The following is a 15,659-nucleotide window of genomic DNA, read 5'->3' as shown; positions in this document are numbered from 1 at the left end:
TATCCAATTATTTTGACTAACTATATTTAAGTAAGTATGAGGAGGAAGAAAAATGGAACAGCAACAAAAAGAAACCGAGGACCTTTCCGACATCTGCTCCGTACTGCAAATCCTCGGAGCCAAATGGTCCTTTCTGATCATCGCCGAGCTGTCCAAAGGCCCGCGGCGCTTTCAGCAGCTCCACCGCGATTTGAAGATCGTCCGTACGCAATCCTTAACCGATGCGCTGCGGCATTTGGAGAAAAGCGGCATCGTGCGCCGTGAGGTTTTTCCCACCGTCCCGGTAACGGTCGAATATTCGCTGACGCCAAAAGGCCTGGATTTTCAAAGCTCGCTTAAGGAAATGGAAAAATGGGCGGCCAGGTGGAGAAATTGACAAAAAAACCGTGATCCCTACGTTTGTGGCGCATGAATCACGGCCCTTTCTATTTCACCATCGCCAGCGCAAGGCCGTCATAAGCCGGCAGCAGCGTGCTGATCAGCCGCTCGTCCCGGGCGATCATCTCGTTGAACCTGCGCATCGCCTGCACCGACGGTCCACTCTTCTCCTCATTGAGGGTACGCCCCCGCAGCAAAATATTGTCCCCGGCAATGAGCGCGCCCGGCTTGGCCAGTTTTATCGCGTATTCGAGGTACGCCGGATAGTTTTCTTTGTCCGCATCGATGAAAAAGAAATCGAACCGCTCCCCCCGGGCCTCCAGCGTCGCTAGACTATCCAGCGCAGGGCCGATCATATACTCGGCCAGGCTGCCGAATCCGGCGGCTTCCAAATTCCGCCGCGCCAATCCGGCGTTCTCCTCTTTCAGTTCCAGCGACACGAGCCGCCCGTCCGCCGGCAGTCCCCGGGCCAGGCAAATCCCGCTGTAGCCGCCAAGGGCACCGATCTCCAGCACCGCTTTGGCTCCCGCCAGCTTGGCCAGCAAGGTCAAAAGCCGGCCATATCCCGGCGCGATCGACACGTCCTTCAACCCGCTGTCCAAAATGGACCGGGTCACCCGCTCCAGTACTTCATCTTTGGCATATAATTCGTCCCCGTATTGTTCCGGCATCAGCATCGCAATCTACATCCTTTCGTTCGTTTCCTTATGTATACGGCGCAGATCGTCTCGCAACATTTTTGCATTGCGATCCAAAGAACCGTTTGTAACTTGACAAGCATTGGCCTATACTGAATTGTATGGTTTTTACGCAGTTCTCACAAGTATAATGCCGAAGCTGGAGTGATCTACAAGAATGTCTGGACCTTTGCAACTGATCGCGACCGCCCCGATGGGGCTGGAAGCCGTGGTGGCGCGCGAATTGAAAGAATTGGGATACGAAGATACGGCGGTCGAAAACGGCCGCGTCCATTTTACCGGCAATCTGATCGATATTTGCCGCTGTAATTTGTGGCTGCGGACGTCCGACCGGATTTTGATCAAGATGGGCGAATTTACCGCCCTGACCTTCGACGAGCTGTTTGAAGGCACCAAAGCGCTGCCTTGGCAGGAGTGGATTCCCGCAAACGGGGAATTCCCGGTGGAAGGCCGGTCGCACAAGTCGCAGCTCAGCAGCGTCCCTGCCTGCCAGGGAATCGTCAAAAAAGCGGTCGTCGAAAAGCTCAAGCAATCGCACTCTACCGAATGGTTTAAGGAAACCGGCCCGCGTTATGTCATCGAAGTTAATCTATTGAATGACAAGGCGCTGCTCACGCTCGATACGACCGGGCCGGCGCTGCACAAACGGGGCTACCGCAAGCATGCGACAGAGGCGCCGCTGAAGGAAACGATGGCCGCCGCGCTCATTTTGCTCAGCCGCTGGAACCAAAATCCGGCGCGGCCGTTCTACGATCCTTGCTGCGGCTCGGGCACGCTGCCCATCGAAGCGGCGATGATCGGCTGGAACCTGGCGCCGGGACTGCGCCGCACGTTTAATGCCGAAAGCTGGCCGGCTGTGCCGGAGCGCTTATGGCAAGAGGCCCGGGAAGAGGCGTTTGACGCGGTGCGGGACGATATCCCGCTGAACATCGCCGGCAGCGACATCGACCCGGAGGCGATCGAAATCGCCAAGGCCGCCGCCAAAAGCGCCGGATTGGCGAAGGAAATCAAGTTCGAATGCCTCCCCGCCGTCAAAATCCAACCGCAGGGCGATTACGGCTGCATGATTACTAATCCGCCTTACGGCGAGCGGATCGGGGAAGAAAAGGAAGTGCGGAAGCTGATCTCCCAGTTCGGCCGGATCATGGCGGGACTGCCTACCTGGTCCTTTTTCGCGCTGACGCCTACTAAGCAATTCGAGCACGATTTTCAGCGCAAGGCGGACAAACGCCGCAAGCTGTACAACGGCCGCATCGAATGCCAATATTTGCAGTTTCTCGGGCCCCTTCCTCCACGCCACTAAACGTGGAAGAAGGGTTCTCCCTTTTAATAGGTAGTGGTGCTTAAAAGCTGACTTTTTGAACTATATATGTTGAACTAAAAAAATGAGCGAGTTAGGCAAGAGTGTGAAATGATTCTGAAGAAACGGCAGTGGTCGCCTTTGTGACCGGATTTCTACCATTTATGAATCAACTTAATCATAGAAATCTGGGAGCAACAGCGATCGTAAGAACATTTCACACGGCTGCCCTATCACGTACAATCATTAGTTCAACTTATATAGTAAGTTAAGGAAAGGAGTTTTTTAGAACATGCTGCGTCTTACCGGGGATCGCGGGTTGGCCGAGCGGATAAATTGGCTACTGCGCATCATCCCGTTTGGATATATTTTGTTTGTGCTCGCGATTTTTTTGAAGCTCAGGATGCTGCACAGCCAGCTGCACGCCCTCTATATCGACATGAACCTGCTCGACAACCTGATTGCCATCGGTTCGGTGATGCTTGTCTCGTTCTGGACGCTGTGGCTGCCGCCGCGCGGCAGGTCGATCGCCCTAGCCGCTCTGAACGTGCTGCTTACCGCTCTGATTTTTTCCGATCTCGTATATTACCGCTATTTCAGGGATTTTATTACGGTGCCCGTGCTGCTGCAGGCTGGTCAGGTCGGGGAGCTTGGCGGCAGCATCCGCTCGCTGATTTATCCTTACGACCTGTGGCTGATCGCGGATTGGGGAGCATGGCTGGCGCTTAAGCTGGGAATGATGGCGTTGAAGAAAGGATTCGGACGCGGCGGACAAGGACAAGATCAACCGGTGTTCCAACAGGCAAACCGATTGGCGGATGGCGGTGCAGGCACCTTGTCCGAGGCCGCCCGCCGCCAAGAACGGCGGCGCCGCTTGCTGGGACGTTTCTCCGCCGGCGTCATCGCCTTTGCGGTCGGCTTTGTCCTCGCTGTGGGACCGATCCGTCATTACGCCAAAACATGGGCGGGCGACCTGTTTGAGAATAACTGGTGGAACGTTTCACTATACAACGTGACCGGCCTGTTGGGATTTCATTTTTACGACGCATCGAAATACGTTATGGAGCAGCTCAGCGGAACGGACACGGTGTCCGCGCAGGAACAGACGGAGATTAAGCGCTGGTTTGATGAAGCCCGGAGCCGCCGCGCGGTACAGAATGAAACGTTCGGCGCTTATGCGGGCAGCAACGTCATTGTGATTCAAGCCGAAGCGTTTATGAATTTCATGATCGGCAAACAAATCGGCGGACAAGAGATTACGCCCCATTTCAACCGGTTGATGGAGGACAGTCTTTATTATCCGAACTATTATCACCAGACCGGGCAGGGGCGCACCTCCGATGCGGACTTTTCCTCACACAGCTCACTGCATCCGCTGCCGGCCGGCTCGGTGGCCATGCGTTATCCAAGCCATACGTTTGACGTGCTGCCGCGGATATTGAAGGAGCAAGGAGGATATACGGCGGAAGCTTTTCACGCTTACGAAGGCAGCTTTTGGAACCGCAATAACATGTACCAGGCAATGGGTTACGACCGGTTTTTCAGCAAAAAAGACTTCACGATGGACGAACCGCTCGGCTGGTCCTTGGGCGACAAATCGTTTTTCCGCCAGTCGCTGGCCCGGATGACGCAGGAGAAGCAGCCATTTTATAACTTTCTGATCACCTTGTCCAGCCATCATCCGTATACACTGCCGGCCGACAAGAAAGAACTGGATACCGGAGAGTTTGAGGGCACGGTGTTCGGCGATTATCTGCAGTCCGTCCATTACGTGGACGCCGCGCTTGGCGAACTGGTCGAGGGGCTTAAACAAGCAGGGTTATGGGACAACACGATTCTGTATTTCTACGGAGATCATGACAATTCACTTACGGACAAAGCGGATTACGAGCGGTTTCTCGGCAAATCTCTGTCCGATCTGGACATGCATCAAATCATGAATCAGGTGCCGCTGCTGATCCATCTGCCGGACGGCAATTTAACCGGCACCGATGATCGGCCCGCCGGGCAGTTGGATATGGCCCCGTCGCTGCTTCATCTGTTGGGCATTTCTTCGGCGCCTTATTACATGATGGGCAACAATTTGTTCGCCGGCGCCGAAACGGAACGACTGGTCGTGCTGCGCTCGGGAGCTTTCACCGACGGCGGGCTGTATTACATCCCGTCGGCCGACAACCGCTTCGAAAACGGGCAATGCTACGATTTGGAGAGCCGCTTACCCATCGGTATCGAGCGCTGCCGGGCCCCTTACGAGGAAGCTCAGACACGGCTGCGCATCTCCGACACGATCATCACCGGGGACCTGATCGCTGATTTTAGAAAGGAAAATTAGTAAAAATCAATTTTACGGGTTGCCCGCCCTCCCTTTTTGCTGTGCAATATCATGTGCGGTATATAGCGGATGACGGTACCTGCCTTTGGCCATCGATTTGGTTTTGCGGATTTGGATGGCTTGGCGCGGACAGTGATTGATGCAGGCAAAGCAAAAATAACATTCCGTCTCTTCTTTCCAAACCGGCCTGCCGTCCTGCTGCTCAATTTTCCTGGACAAGCATACTTTCGAACACAGGCCGCATCCGATACAACGGTCATCGGCATAAAAATTTTTGTCCGTGTGCAAATAGTTTGTTTTGCGCAAGACGAACGACAAAGCCGGAAAAAGCAGCATTTTTCTCCAAAACGACTTTTCCGAGTCCGGTGCGTGCACTTCATCCTTGTTCCTGATGGCTGTTTTAATCGGTTCCAGCTTGACCCGCGCTTCCGCGCACAACCTTTCTATGAGTGTCTGATCAGGCGTGTCCGCAATATGGCAAAAATTGTTGGGCATATCAATAAACCAGTGCGCGTTCAGCACCTTTCCTTTTTTCCGAAGCAGACGGTCCATATCCCGAAATACATTGCAGGGAGAGCCTCCCCGCGTTGCGATGGCAAAAAGATAGGAGGCCTCCTCCAGGTTTATTTTCTCCAAAAAATGCTTAACCGGTGCCGGCATCGTAAACGCATGAACCGGGAAAACGAAACCCACGACATCAGCTTTAACGGAATAGTCCGTTAATTGGATGATCGGTACGACGGCAGCCTCGGGAAACGATTTATGCAGCTCCTGGGCGATAAACAGCGAGTTGCCCGTTCCCGAAAAATAAAAAATCTGCATGCTCGTCATACCGCCGTATATCCCCCATCCACCATCAGGCTGGTTCCTGTGATGAATGAAGCGTCGTCACTGGCCAGAAACAGAACCGCTTTAGCGATCTCCTCAGCCGTACCCAATCGGCCTGCAGGGTGTAAACCTATGAGGTAGTTTTTGACCTCCTCGCCCAAACGGTTGATCATCGGCGTATCGACATATCCCGGGCATACGGCGTTTACGCGGATATTTCTGGCCGCGTAAGCTACCGCCGTAGATTGGGTCAGCATTTTGACCCCGCCTTTGGCCGCCGCATACGCACTGACTCTCGCTTTCCCGACATGGCTGTGGACCGAGCCGCAATTGACGATCGCGCCGCCGTTTCCCTGGCTCAGCATTTGCTTGATCGCGTATTTGTTGCAAAGAAACACACCGGTCAGGTTTATATCAACGGCAAGCTTCCAATCCTCAAGGCTTAACTGATCCGTCGGGCCATCGGCTCCGACACCGGCGTTGGCGAACAGAATATCCAGCTTGCCGTAGCGCTCGACGGTTTTCTCCACCATCCGCTCGACTTCACCTTCTTGGGTCACGTCCGTTTTTATAAAACTTGCCGTGAGCCCGCTTTTTGTTAATTCATCCGCCAGCATCTGCCCTTCCTCGGATAAATCGGCAATAGCCACCTTGGCTCCTTCCTCCGCGAACAATCGGGCTGTCGCAGCGCCGATCCCGCCGGCTCCACCGGTGACAATAACGACCTTTTGCTGAAATCTCATAACATTCATCCTCCAATTTAATCTAACTAGTTATTTATATTTAAGGCGAAAATATTGCCAAGCTCCCTAGGCTACAGGATACTTGGCTCCATTACACCGTAAATAACGAATTTTGCGATCTGTTCTCTAAACTGTTCCTGCGTCATCGGCGGCATACGGTCATCCGGAAAAATCTCGCTAAATCTCCGGAAAGATTGAAGGAACGGGATCACCGTATTCATCAGAATCATCGGGACCATCATCGGTTCCATATCCCGCCTGATAATTCCATTCTTCTTCGCCGCCAAAGTCAATTCATACAAACGGGGAAAATCATCATCCGGATTGTAGGCGATTTTCTTCCATGTCTTCCAGTTCTCAGCAGCTTCCCAGGCGAATATTTTCAAATAACGGGGATTGTCCGTCAACAGCTGATAGGAAAAGTCGATCACCTGTTCAAGCAGCTGCCTGAACTTGTCGGGGTCCGAGGCGGTTGTCTCATCCTTAAGCAGGTCCCCCACCCGCTCTTCCGACATTTTGTTTCCGTACAGGTCCGCCCGCTTGACCACCTCCGTATAAAGTCCCAGTTTATCTTTAAAATACTGATAAATCAGACTTTTGTTATAGCCTGCCTCGTCAGCGATCGCATCGATTCGCGTAGCGGAGTAGCCATGTTCCGCAAACAATCCTTCCGCCGCGTCAAGAATGATCGCTTTAGTGCGGGCGGCATCGTAAGTCCTCTTCTTTTTGTCGGTCATCATCATCTTCTCCACCAAAATAAACTAACTGTTTAGATTTTAATGTGAAATCATAAACGTGTCAAGCAATGACTCCCCCCGGCCCTTCGCACGTTGCCTGCGGACATGGTATAGTTAGTAACAACGGAATCATATTGCCGATCGTTGAGGGGGATGCCAGTATCTATGTACAACAAGCTAACAGCCTATTGCTTATCGAAAAAAGGGGCCGTTCAGGAATATCCCTTTGGTCCGGACCCGTTGGTCATGAAGGTGGGAGGGAAAATATTCGCCCTGATCTCCGGCACGGGAAATGAATCCGCAGTACAAATTTCCTTAAAATGCGATCCGGTTATCGCCGCCAATCTAAGGGAACAGCATGCGTGCGTTCAGCCCGGTTACCATTTGAACAAGCAGCACTGGAACACGGTGACCGCCGATGGCAGCCTGCCGATAGACGATCTGCAAGCGATGATCGATCATTCCTATGACCTGGTGCTCAAGGGGTTGACGAAGGCGGCTCGCGAGGCCGTCCTGATGAGAATAGAGGGGGATCGCGCCGGCGATTTTTGAACCTGTGAAAAAAATGAAACGGGCCGGGCAGTTGCCCGGCTTAGCGCTGTAACTGCTCCCGCAAAAAAGCGTACGCCTTCAAGCGGTGTTCGTCGGGACCTTCCTCATGGCCCATAAATGGATAGAGGAGGAGTTCCTTTCCCGGCGCGGGATTGCGGTTGTATGCCGCGGCGATCGTCTCCGGCCAGCAGATCATGTCCTTGAAGCCCGCCGAATACAGCACGGGGATATTGATTTTTTCGGCCAGATTGAGATTATCGAAATAACTCAGCGTCGCCAGCACCCGCTCCAGTTCTCCCGGATTTCTGGCCAGAAACTCGGCGATTTCCGCTACTGAACCGGTCGAATTCATCAAGGCGAACTCCAGATGGCACAGATTGGGGACATTGGCCACGGCCACGCGCGGGACGTCGCTTAACGCCGCCATCTGCAAGGCCAGGCCGCCGCCCTGGCTCGTTCCGTACACCCCAATTCGCTCCGGATCGATCTCCGGCTGCTCCTTGACCCACTCTAACGCCTTCCAGGCGTCAATCGTCATCGCTTTGGCGTAAAATTGCTCCGGCTCCAAAATGCCCTGGGTCATCCACCCTTTCACGATGCCTTGGCCGGAGGTCAGCCGGTTCCCCGTCTCCCCGGTCTGCCCCCGCGTATCGACGGCAAAAACGGCGTAACCCATCAGCAGCCAAGCGGCGTAATTTTCCGGAAGCCCCCGATGGCACTGGTAGCCTTGATAGATCACTAGGCAAGGATGCTTTTTCCCGCCCCCGCCCCCGTCCGGTACCAAAAACCAGCCGTGCAGCGGGGTGTCGTCGAAGCCTTCAAACATCACATGCTCGGCCGTAATCCCCTGCATCATCGTTTCCGCACGCTCCCGGCGGCCGTTCAAAGGTTTGGACGCCAACCGGTCCAGCGTCCGGCTCCAGAACTCGTCAAAATCCCCTCTCGCCGTACGTTCGGCCCGGTACCGCTCCACTTCCGCAATGCGCTCCTGAATCGCTCCCATAATTGTCTCCTTGTTTTTCGTTTATAGCTAAAAATATGCTTAGATCCATTCTATCTTTCCGCCCGGATTACATCAAACCGCTTATTCCAGGATAAGTTAGCCGGGTCACCCAGCAGCAAGTCGGGAGCTAGGAGAAATAGCGGTAATTTTAGGCGTTATTTCGGTGATGAGACTACTCTATTATAATATAACGGCATTTTGTGGCGTTATTTCTCAGCGCAAGTGGTGTAACCGCCATTTCCGGCCCTTCGCTGGGAAAATAAGGACAAAAAAGTCCGCTATCGGGGCAAATTTGTTGGATCGCCTTGAATAGTGGACTTTTTTACCGTTAAATTGGGCTCAACCTCAAAATCGGCACTTGTTAATACATAGATTTGCGATGCATATTAATTCTATGTATAATGATTGGTATGAAAATGGAAGGGGGCGCCCAAATTGAAAGTAAATAAGGAACTGCTTAAAGGAAGCACCGGCATGCTGATCCTGACGCTGCTGGACAAGCAGGACCTGTACGGTTACCAGTTGATCAAAGAGCTGGAGCGTATGTCGGAAGGCACGTTTGCCCTGAAGGAAGGCACGCTTTACCCGATTCTTCACGGCATGGAGACCGAACGCTGGCTGGAAGCCTATTGGGAGGAAGCCGAAGGGCGAAAACGCAAGTATTACCGGATCACGGATAGCGGCAGACAGCAGCTTCAGGAAAAGAAGCGGGAATGGCAGTTGTTCCGTGGGGCCGTCGATCGGGTGCTCGGGGAGGGACCAGCATGAGAAATTTGCATCCGCTTTTGCAGGAGTATGCGAAACAGGTGTGCAGGCAAGTAAAGGCGCGAGAGCTGCGTCAAGAAATAAGCGAGGAGATTTCCGGCCATTTGGACGAGCTTTGGGAATCCCTGCGCGCCCAAGGCTTGGATGATGAAGCGGCCGCGCGGCAGGCCATTGCCCAGATGGGAGATACGGATGCGGTCGCGCTAGGGTTGAACCGGGTGCACAAACCGCGTGTTCCATGGGCCATGTTGTCCGTCTTGACGCTGCTGCTGGGCATTGCGCTGCTATCCATGTATGCCGTGCAGCTCAGCTATGGTGCCGGAAGCAGTTATATGTCAGGTGTCTCCTTATTCCCCAAACAAGCAGTCTATATGGCGGGGGGATTGGCGGTTCTGTTCGCGTTAAGCCGGATTCATTATCGAGGTCTGCGCAATTATTTGTGGGCGATTTACGGAACAGCGATCGTGTTTTTGCTGGGGGCACAGCTTTGGGGCCAGCAGGTTAACGGTACGCGTGATTGGTTCAGCTTGGGATTGGGGCTGAATTTGAATTCCACCGTGTTCTCCCCCTATCTCTTTACCGTCGCGGCGGCAGGTGTGCTTTCCCGGGGATATGAGAACGGCAGAACCGCTTTTCGGCAGCTCGTTGTTTTCGGCATTATCCCGCTGCTTATGTTTGCGTTGATTCCATCCTTCGTAAACCTGGTACTCTACGCTGCTACCTTCGTCTTGATGTTATGCTTTTCCGGGTATGGCCGGCGCTGGGTTATGGCGTACCTTTCCCTGGTCACGGTGGTCTTTCTTCTTCCGGCGTTGCTTAGCGGCCAGGATCGGCTGATCGCCTTTTTATGGCGCTATCGGGACGCCGACGGTTCAGGATACACTTATACGAAAATCGATGAGGCGATTCGTTCGGCCGGATGGCGGGGACATGGCTTCGGTTTGCAAATGGACTGGTTGCCCTCCATCCATTCGGATCAAATATTTACATATCTTGTTTACAGTTTAGGTTGGTTGTTCGGTGCCTTCGTTTTGCTCAGCGTCCTGTTTTTCATTTTCCATTTGATCAAGGCAGGTTTGGCCATCAAAGAATCCTACGGAAAAATGCTCATCACCGGTCTCGGAGCTTTATTCGCCGTTCAATTCGCCTGGAGCATCGGTATGTCGCTGGGGATTTTGCCGATCTCCGCCGTATCCTTTCCTTTCATCAGCTACGGAGGAAGCGGACTGCTGGCGCAGCTCGCTGCCATCGGACTCATCTACAGCGTATACCGGCGGAAGGATATGATTCGCGTAAGGTGACAGGGAACGCTCGCGCTTGAGGTCCGGCGTGCAGCTCCCAGCGCGCGATGTTGCGCGCGATGCTACAATTTGAGGTTGATGTAACGATTTGAGGATAATGTATCGATTTGATGCGGCAATTTGAGGACGATGTGACAATTGGAGAATGATGCGACATTTCATGAAATGCAAAAGTGCAGGCGATTGAAGCCAATCCCCCTTGATAATGACCTGCCAAATGCAAAAGTACATCTCTTTAGGGACTGTTAGACAATTTGGCCGGAAATGAACTGCATTTTTGCAGTTGAACCACCCGTTTCGAGGTATTTCGACGAAAACCGCATGCACTTTTGCAGTTAGCGCAGTTAGCGCTAGTTGGTGCACTTAGCGCACTTAACGCACTTAACGCAGTTGACCCAGCTCTAAAAAAAACCGCCGGAGCATAATCCCCCGGCGGTAATCTATTGGCCGCGTCTCCCGGCCTAATTTCCAGGCAGCCCTAACTGGCTGCCTTCTATAGTTTCGGTTTTTTCACAAACGGGGCTGCTTTAGCCAGCACTTCGTCTTCCGTCGACGCGCTGATGTACCGGCCGTTGATATATACGAACGCTCTTTTGCCGCAAGGGCCGCAATAAGATTTGCAGCCGACTTTGATTTCGGCGTCCGGCGCGAGCTTCTGCAATTTTGGTACAAACGTCTTCATGCGGATATGATTGCATTTATCGCAAATCCGAATATCGTTAGCCATGCTTGATCCCTTCTTTACTGATGCTTTGCCTTAGTGATCTCCGTGGTTGCCTTTGGACGGATTGGTGATGACGAAACCTTCCTCCGGAAAATACAAGTAATCGATCTTCACGCCGTCGAGCAGCGGGTCCGTACCTTCAACAAGCACGTCGATCTCTTTATCCGTCTTTACAATCTGCCCCTTCTCGTCCTGTTTCACCAGATCCAGGCCATAGTGGGCATGGTCGCCATGCGAGTGGGTGATGAACACTTTAAGCACCAGGCCCTGGTTTTCTTCCTTTTCCAATTCTTTTTTTATCACTTTCGCCGCGTTGCGGGTAATTTTCACGTTCATACGATCTCTCCTATCCTTAAATGGCTTGCCTAACATTCCTATTGTAAAGAAACCCGGCAAAACAAGCAAGGCCGCCTGCTAAAAATTGTCTGCTAAAAATCCGTATTGCACCACCAACGTTCCATCAAATCAGATCTGACAAGATACATTTCTAACCACGTAACTATTTTAACGGTTGCCACAGCCGCTATTTGCTCCAAAAACGCCAATTTCAAACTCTAACGGTTGCCACCCGCGCTTATTTCACTTAAAACTGGCTAATTTCACCTGGATCAAGGCAAATAACGGCGCTCACAACCGTTAAAATTTAGAAAAGGTCTTTTTTCGTAAAATAGCAGCTGTTACAACCGTTAGATTTCAAGGCGGCCAATAGATAGGATCAATTCGTAATCAATCGAAATCAATCAAAAAAAGCCCGCCCGGCTTACACCAGGTGAGGCCAAAGCTAAACTCCCGGATATTTCCGCTCCGTCCGAGTGACGAACCAATTCATCAACAGCAGCGTCACGGCCATGTCATCGATCGGAATAAACGGCAGCACATCCGGCAGAACCCAATACAATAGCGCCGGTGCGACCAGCAGCAGCTTGTCGGTGAACGGCACGTTCCCGGAGGTCAGGAGCGGCAGAGTGCGGCGAAAAATATGGGACCAATGCCGAAGCGATAAAATTTTCGTCCATCTCAAATGACTTCACCCTCCTCTTTGAATCCCTAAACCCTACTATATAGTTTATCCCAAATCGTTGATTTCAGCATCCGGAACCCTTTCGGCGCAAAATTATATCCCCAGAATATAAACCACCACCGCCAAAACGGCCAGATGCGCCGGATAAAAAGCCCGCCACACCCAGCGCGGCAGCGTCCAGGACTCCAATCTTCTCCACAGCCCGGGTCCGTAAGCAATCACCAGCGTCGGAACGATGCTGGCCAGTTGAATCACCCAGCCGTAAGCCAGGAGATAGGCCAAATTCAGGAGCAAATGCATCACAACCATTCCGCCCTTGTCCGCATATTTGAAAATCAGCACGAGAAGCAGACCGTAGGCGCCGTAGTCGAACGGCAGAACCTCCATAATGATGCAGGCGGCCGCGATCGTGAGAGCGGATACAATCCCCGGTTTAACCGAATCCAGCAGCCTCAGAACCAGGGAAGAGACGAAAAGCGTGGCGACGACGTTCAGGCCGTTGGTGTCGAAAGCGAGCTGATAGGGGATTTGCGACAATACGGCGATGATAAACAAGCGGGAAATATATTTCCGGTAATTGGAAGTGTAGACATGCCCCTGTACCAACGCGTAGGCATAAATGGGAAAGGCGATTCGTCCGATGATCCGCCACAGCATTTCTCCGGGAAAAAACAGCAGCCCGACATGGTCGATCAACATCGTGATCATCGCTATGAATTGCATGGTCCGCCCCCCTTTTCTTGACAATTTTGAAAAAACCTTTGGCCGGGAGAACGTCCCGCCAAAGGTTTAAGGCGCGGGTCAGATTGCACTGAACACCTGCCACACGATGGGCGTCAACTCGATCTGCTCGCCCAGCCATTGCCGGGCGATTTTGCGGAAGATCCCCGGATCGCCACTGCAGAAAAACTGATGCACCGGAATTTCGTCCCTGTGTGCCAAGCAGCCTCTTTGATGCAAAACCGTGCTGATTTCCCTGGCCGTTTCATCCGCCGAGCTGATCAGTTTGACTTTAGGACCCATGACTTGCTGAATCGGCTGTTTTAAAAAAGGATAATGAGTGCAGCCCAGAATCAGGCAATCGATCGGATGTTCCTTCATATCCCGCAGCGAGTCCTGGACGACGTACAAGGCCTCCGGATTTTCATAGAGCCCTCGCTCGACCAGGGGGACAAAATCGGGACAGGCTTCGCTGACGATCTCGATTTGCGGGTTGAGTTCGCGGAGGGCCTTGTCGTAAGCGCCGCTGCAAATGGTGCCGATCGTGCCGATAACCCCGACTTTCCCCGTTTTGGTGGCGCTGATGGCTGCCCTGGAACCGGGATGAATCACGCCGATAACAGGAATTTTGACCTTCGCCTTAATATAATCCAGCGCAGCCGCCGTTGCCGTATTGCAGGCGATGACGATCATTTTCGGATCGAACTGAATGAGATAATCGACGATTTGCTCGGTAAACAAGCGGACTTCTTCGGGAGAACGGGGACCGTAGGGAGCTCTGGCCGTATCTCCGAAGTAAATAATTTTCTCTCTGGGAAGCTGTCTCATGACTTCCTTGCAGACAGTGAGGCCTCCTACTCCCGAGTCTAGTATAGCGATGGCTTGCTGCACGAACATACCGCATCCTTCATGTGTAGTTTAATGCTCTCCCGTTACTTTATGAAATTAGAGCGTAAAGCGTACCTAAATATTACCTCAATTTATAGGGCGGAACAAGGATTCAGCCATTCCCTGAACATAGAAAAAGACCCTTTAAACAGGGTCTTCTTCGTATGATTAGGATTCTTCTTTAGACGCGGCGCCGGCCAATGACGTGGCCTTTTCCGCTTCGCCTGCGATATCCTCCGCAAATCCCGACGCTTGTGCCGCCTGCGCTTCTTCCTCTTCCGGAACATGGCCGGCACGGCGCGCTTGGAATTCGCTGATGATTCCTTCGGCCGTATCTTTAATTTTGCCGACCAGGACAGCACCTTGCTCCGTCACCTTGCCGGCGATCTCCTGCGTTTTCTCGCCGGCCTGCCGGGCCCCGTCCGCGATATCCTTACGCAGCTCGCGTCCGGGTTTCGGAGCAAACAACAGCGCAGCCACCGAACCGACGATCGTGCCGACAGCGGCACCCCACAACCAACCTTTGTTTCCTTTGCTCACGACTCATCTCTCCCTTGCCGGCATTTCCCTGCCCATACGAAAGCGGAGCGGGAGTCGCTTGCGGACTGCCGGTTAACCATGGATCAGGGCGAATGCCTATATAGTTAATTTATATATAAGCAGCGGTGCCCAAATTGGTCACACCGGACGAGTCCGAATTTTTACCGGCTTGTCAAGATTAGCCCGTTTGCTTCAGGAAGTAATGCCCTCACGGGTCAAATAGTCCCGTACGCTATCCGCAAAAGCGGCGAGAACGCCGGGAAGCCGGTCCGCCAGCCCGCGAACCTGCGAGCGGTCCCAGGCATAATAATCCTGCACCAGCGGTTTTCGGAGGCGTACCAATTCCGTTAACACCGCATGCTGCCCGGAATCGATCACCTTCTCGTCGAAAATGATGTCCACGATGTCCTCATAGCTGCTGGCGTCGCGCATAATAAAGCCGTCGATCAAGTAGCTGCCGACGTCGGTGACGATTTCCACCGCCAAGTGCAGGGCGCGTTCCTCCGCGTAACGCTCCGTCAAAGACGGCTGCGGCGCCTTGTCCGCTCCCCGCAAAACCTGGGCCAGCTCCGGCAAAAGCTCCAGCCTGCGTTCGATTTGTTCCCGGTTTACGTAATACACGGCGTTTCCTCCTTCAGCCCGTAGCGGCTGTCTAATTAGAGAACGGTCCCCCTTCGGGAACGACGTTAAAATTCAAAATCGACGGCCACCTGGCTTTCCCGGACCTGGGTCATATGTTCGATCACTTTTTTATGCTCCGGATGAACCTGATATCCTTCAAGATCCTCCAGCGAATCAAAGGTGGCGATCAGCGCGATGTCATAAGAACGCTGGGAGCGGACCACATCAATGCCGACCTCCAGCGCGCGCAGTTGCTCCACCTTGCCTTCCAAACCGCGCAGCACCGCGGCCGTGCGCTCCACGCTTTCCGGCGATGCGTCTTTTAATTTAAACAAAACGATATGCTTAATCATCTTTAACGTCTCCCCTTGTGCTCAATTTCGATATCTGTAAAAAATATAACATAACCGATATCCGCAGGAAAGACGAGCACCCGCACGCTATGAATCTATCAACATACTATATAGTGTCTCTTTTGATAGAGACCATATTTGATAGAGGAGGTGAC

19 protein-coding genes are annotated in these 15,659 nt (G+C 52.8%); 6 read left to right on the top strand and 13 right to left on the bottom strand.

All coding sequences use genetic code 11. The features are described 5' to 3' along the window. Positions 1 to 52: 52 nt before the first annotated feature. The gene (locus tag EHV15_RS18865; RefSeq protein ID WP_128632559.1) at positions 53 to 376 is read left to right on the top strand and encodes a winged helix-turn-helix transcriptional regulator; all 324 of its coding nucleotides are present in this window, start codon (positions 53 to 55) and stop codon (positions 374 to 376) included. 49 nt (positions 377 to 425) lie between these two features. Here the strand turns inward: EHV15_RS18865 and EHV15_RS18860 are convergent, their stop codons facing one another. Further along, positions 426 to 1,055, bottom strand: a complete 630-nt coding sequence (locus EHV15_RS18860; RefSeq protein ID WP_128632558.1) for an O-methyltransferase — start codon at positions 1,053 to 1,055, stop codon at positions 426 to 428. 178 nt (positions 1,056 to 1,233) lie between these two features. Here EHV15_RS18860 and EHV15_RS18855 point away from each other — a divergent pair, with 178 nt between their 5' ends. Both EHV15_RS18855 and EHV15_RS18850 read left to right on the top strand, forming a co-directional pair. After that, positions 1,234 to 2,379, top strand: coding sequence for a THUMP domain-containing class I SAM-dependent RNA methyltransferase (locus EHV15_RS18855; RefSeq protein WP_128632557.1), 1,146 nt, complete (start codon positions 1,234 to 1,236; stop codon positions 2,377 to 2,379). A 289-nt stretch (positions 2,380 to 2,668) separates the two neighbouring features. Then, positions 2,669 to 4,708: an LTA synthase family protein gene (locus EHV15_RS18850; protein ID WP_128632556.1), complete on the top strand. Its 2,040-nt coding sequence runs from the start codon at positions 2,669 to 2,671 to the stop codon at positions 4,706 to 4,708. Positions 4,709 to 4,720: 12 nt separating this feature from the next. Here EHV15_RS18850 and EHV15_RS18845 read toward each other — a convergent pair whose 3' ends face one another. The 3 genes from EHV15_RS18845 to EHV15_RS18835 all read right to left on the bottom strand — a co-directional run bounded on the left by EHV15_RS18845 (position 4,721) and on the right by EHV15_RS18835 (position 7,022). Further along, positions 4,721 to 5,539 carry an EFR1 family ferrodoxin gene (locus EHV15_RS18845; RefSeq protein WP_128632555.1) on the bottom strand — a complete coding sequence of 273 codons (819 nt, stop codon included), beginning with the start codon at positions 5,537 to 5,539 and terminating at the stop codon, positions 4,721 to 4,723. After that, positions 5,536 to 6,279: an SDR family NAD(P)-dependent oxidoreductase gene (locus tag EHV15_RS18840; protein ID WP_128632554.1), complete on the bottom strand. Its 744-nt coding sequence runs from the start codon at positions 6,277 to 6,279 to the stop codon at positions 5,536 to 5,538. Before EHV15_RS18840 ends, EHV15_RS18845 begins: the two co-directional genes overlap by 4 nt. 71 nt (positions 6,280 to 6,350) lie before the next feature. Then, positions 6,351 to 7,022, bottom strand: coding sequence for a TetR/AcrR family transcriptional regulator (locus EHV15_RS18835; protein ID WP_128632553.1), 672 nt, complete (start codon positions 7,020 to 7,022; stop codon positions 6,351 to 6,353). Positions 7,023 to 7,181: 159 nt separating this feature from the next. Between EHV15_RS18835 and EHV15_RS18830 the strand changes: the two genes are divergently transcribed. Next, positions 7,182 to 7,568 (top strand): MmcQ/YjbR family DNA-binding protein, encoded by a 387-nt coding sequence (locus EHV15_RS18830; RefSeq protein ID WP_128632552.1) that lies wholly within the window; start codon positions 7,182 to 7,184, stop codon positions 7,566 to 7,568. A gap of 40 nt (positions 7,569 to 7,608) precedes the next feature. Here the strand turns inward: EHV15_RS18830 and EHV15_RS18825 are convergent, their stop codons facing one another. After that, positions 7,609 to 8,571 (bottom strand): acetylxylan esterase, encoded by a 963-nt coding sequence (locus tag EHV15_RS18825; protein ID WP_128632551.1) that lies wholly within the window; start codon positions 8,569 to 8,571, stop codon positions 7,609 to 7,611. Positions 8,572 to 9,006: 435 nt separating this feature from the next. Here EHV15_RS18825 and EHV15_RS18820 point away from each other — a divergent pair, with 435 nt between their 5' ends. Next, entirely contained in the window at positions 9,007 to 9,339 is a 333-nt protein-coding gene (locus EHV15_RS18820; protein ID WP_178075887.1) for a PadR family transcriptional regulator, read from the top strand. Further along, the gene (locus EHV15_RS18815; RefSeq protein ID WP_178075886.1) at positions 9,336 to 10,637 is read left to right on the top strand and encodes an FtsW/RodA/SpoVE family cell cycle protein; all 1,302 of its coding nucleotides are present in this window, start codon (positions 9,336 to 9,338) and stop codon (positions 10,635 to 10,637) included. Before EHV15_RS18820 ends, EHV15_RS18815 begins: the two co-directional genes overlap by 4 nt. Positions 10,638 to 11,130: 493 nt before the next feature. Here EHV15_RS18815 and EHV15_RS18810 read toward each other — a convergent pair whose 3' ends face one another. The 8 genes from EHV15_RS18810 to EHV15_RS18775 all read right to left on the bottom strand — a co-directional run bounded on the left by EHV15_RS18810 (position 11,131) and on the right by EHV15_RS18775 (position 15,504). Beyond that, entirely contained in the window at positions 11,131 to 11,364 is a 234-nt protein-coding gene (locus EHV15_RS18810) for a DUF1450 domain-containing protein (protein ID WP_128632549.1), read from the bottom strand. Between the two features lie 30 nt (positions 11,365 to 11,394). After that, positions 11,395 to 11,697: an iron-sulfur cluster assembly accessory protein gene (locus tag EHV15_RS18805; RefSeq protein ID WP_128632548.1), complete on the bottom strand. Its 303-nt coding sequence runs from the start codon at positions 11,695 to 11,697 to the stop codon at positions 11,395 to 11,397. Positions 11,698 to 12,142: 445 nt separating this feature from the next. After that, entirely contained in the window at positions 12,143 to 12,382 is a 240-nt protein-coding gene (locus tag EHV15_RS18800; RefSeq protein WP_128632547.1) for a hypothetical protein, read from the bottom strand. A 93-nt stretch (positions 12,383 to 12,475) separates the two neighbouring features. Continuing rightward, the gene (locus EHV15_RS18795) at positions 12,476 to 13,105 is read right to left on the bottom strand and encodes a TraX family protein (RefSeq protein ID WP_128632546.1); all 630 of its coding nucleotides are present in this window, start codon (positions 13,103 to 13,105) and stop codon (positions 12,476 to 12,478) included. Positions 13,106 to 13,183: 78 nt separating this feature from the next. After that, positions 13,184 to 13,999 (bottom strand): glutamate racemase, encoded by an 816-nt coding sequence (gene racE, locus EHV15_RS18790; RefSeq protein ID WP_178075885.1) that lies wholly within the window; start codon positions 13,997 to 13,999, stop codon positions 13,184 to 13,186. Positions 14,000 to 14,158: 159 nt separating this feature from the next. Next, positions 14,159 to 14,530: a YtxH domain-containing protein gene (locus tag EHV15_RS18785; RefSeq protein ID WP_128632545.1), complete on the bottom strand. Its 372-nt coding sequence runs from the start codon at positions 14,528 to 14,530 to the stop codon at positions 14,159 to 14,161. A 192-nt stretch (positions 14,531 to 14,722) separates the two neighbouring features. Continuing rightward, a complete protein-coding gene (locus EHV15_RS18780; RefSeq protein ID WP_128632544.1) occupies positions 14,723 to 15,151 on the bottom strand; it encodes a DUF86 domain-containing protein in 429 nt (142 codons plus the stop codon). Between the two features lie 65 nt (positions 15,152 to 15,216). Then, positions 15,217 to 15,504, bottom strand: coding sequence for a Dabb family protein (locus tag EHV15_RS18775; protein ID WP_128632543.1), 288 nt, complete (start codon positions 15,502 to 15,504; stop codon positions 15,217 to 15,219). Positions 15,505 to 15,659: the final 155 nt, after the last annotated feature.

This window comes from Paenibacillus oralis, assembly GCF_003863965.1.
Lineage (GTDB): Bacteria > Bacillota > Bacilli > Paenibacillales > Paenibacillaceae > Fontibacillus > Fontibacillus oralis.
The sequence above is the reverse complement of the archived record's forward strand: the minus strand, read 5'-3'. Positions and strand labels throughout refer to the sequence as shown.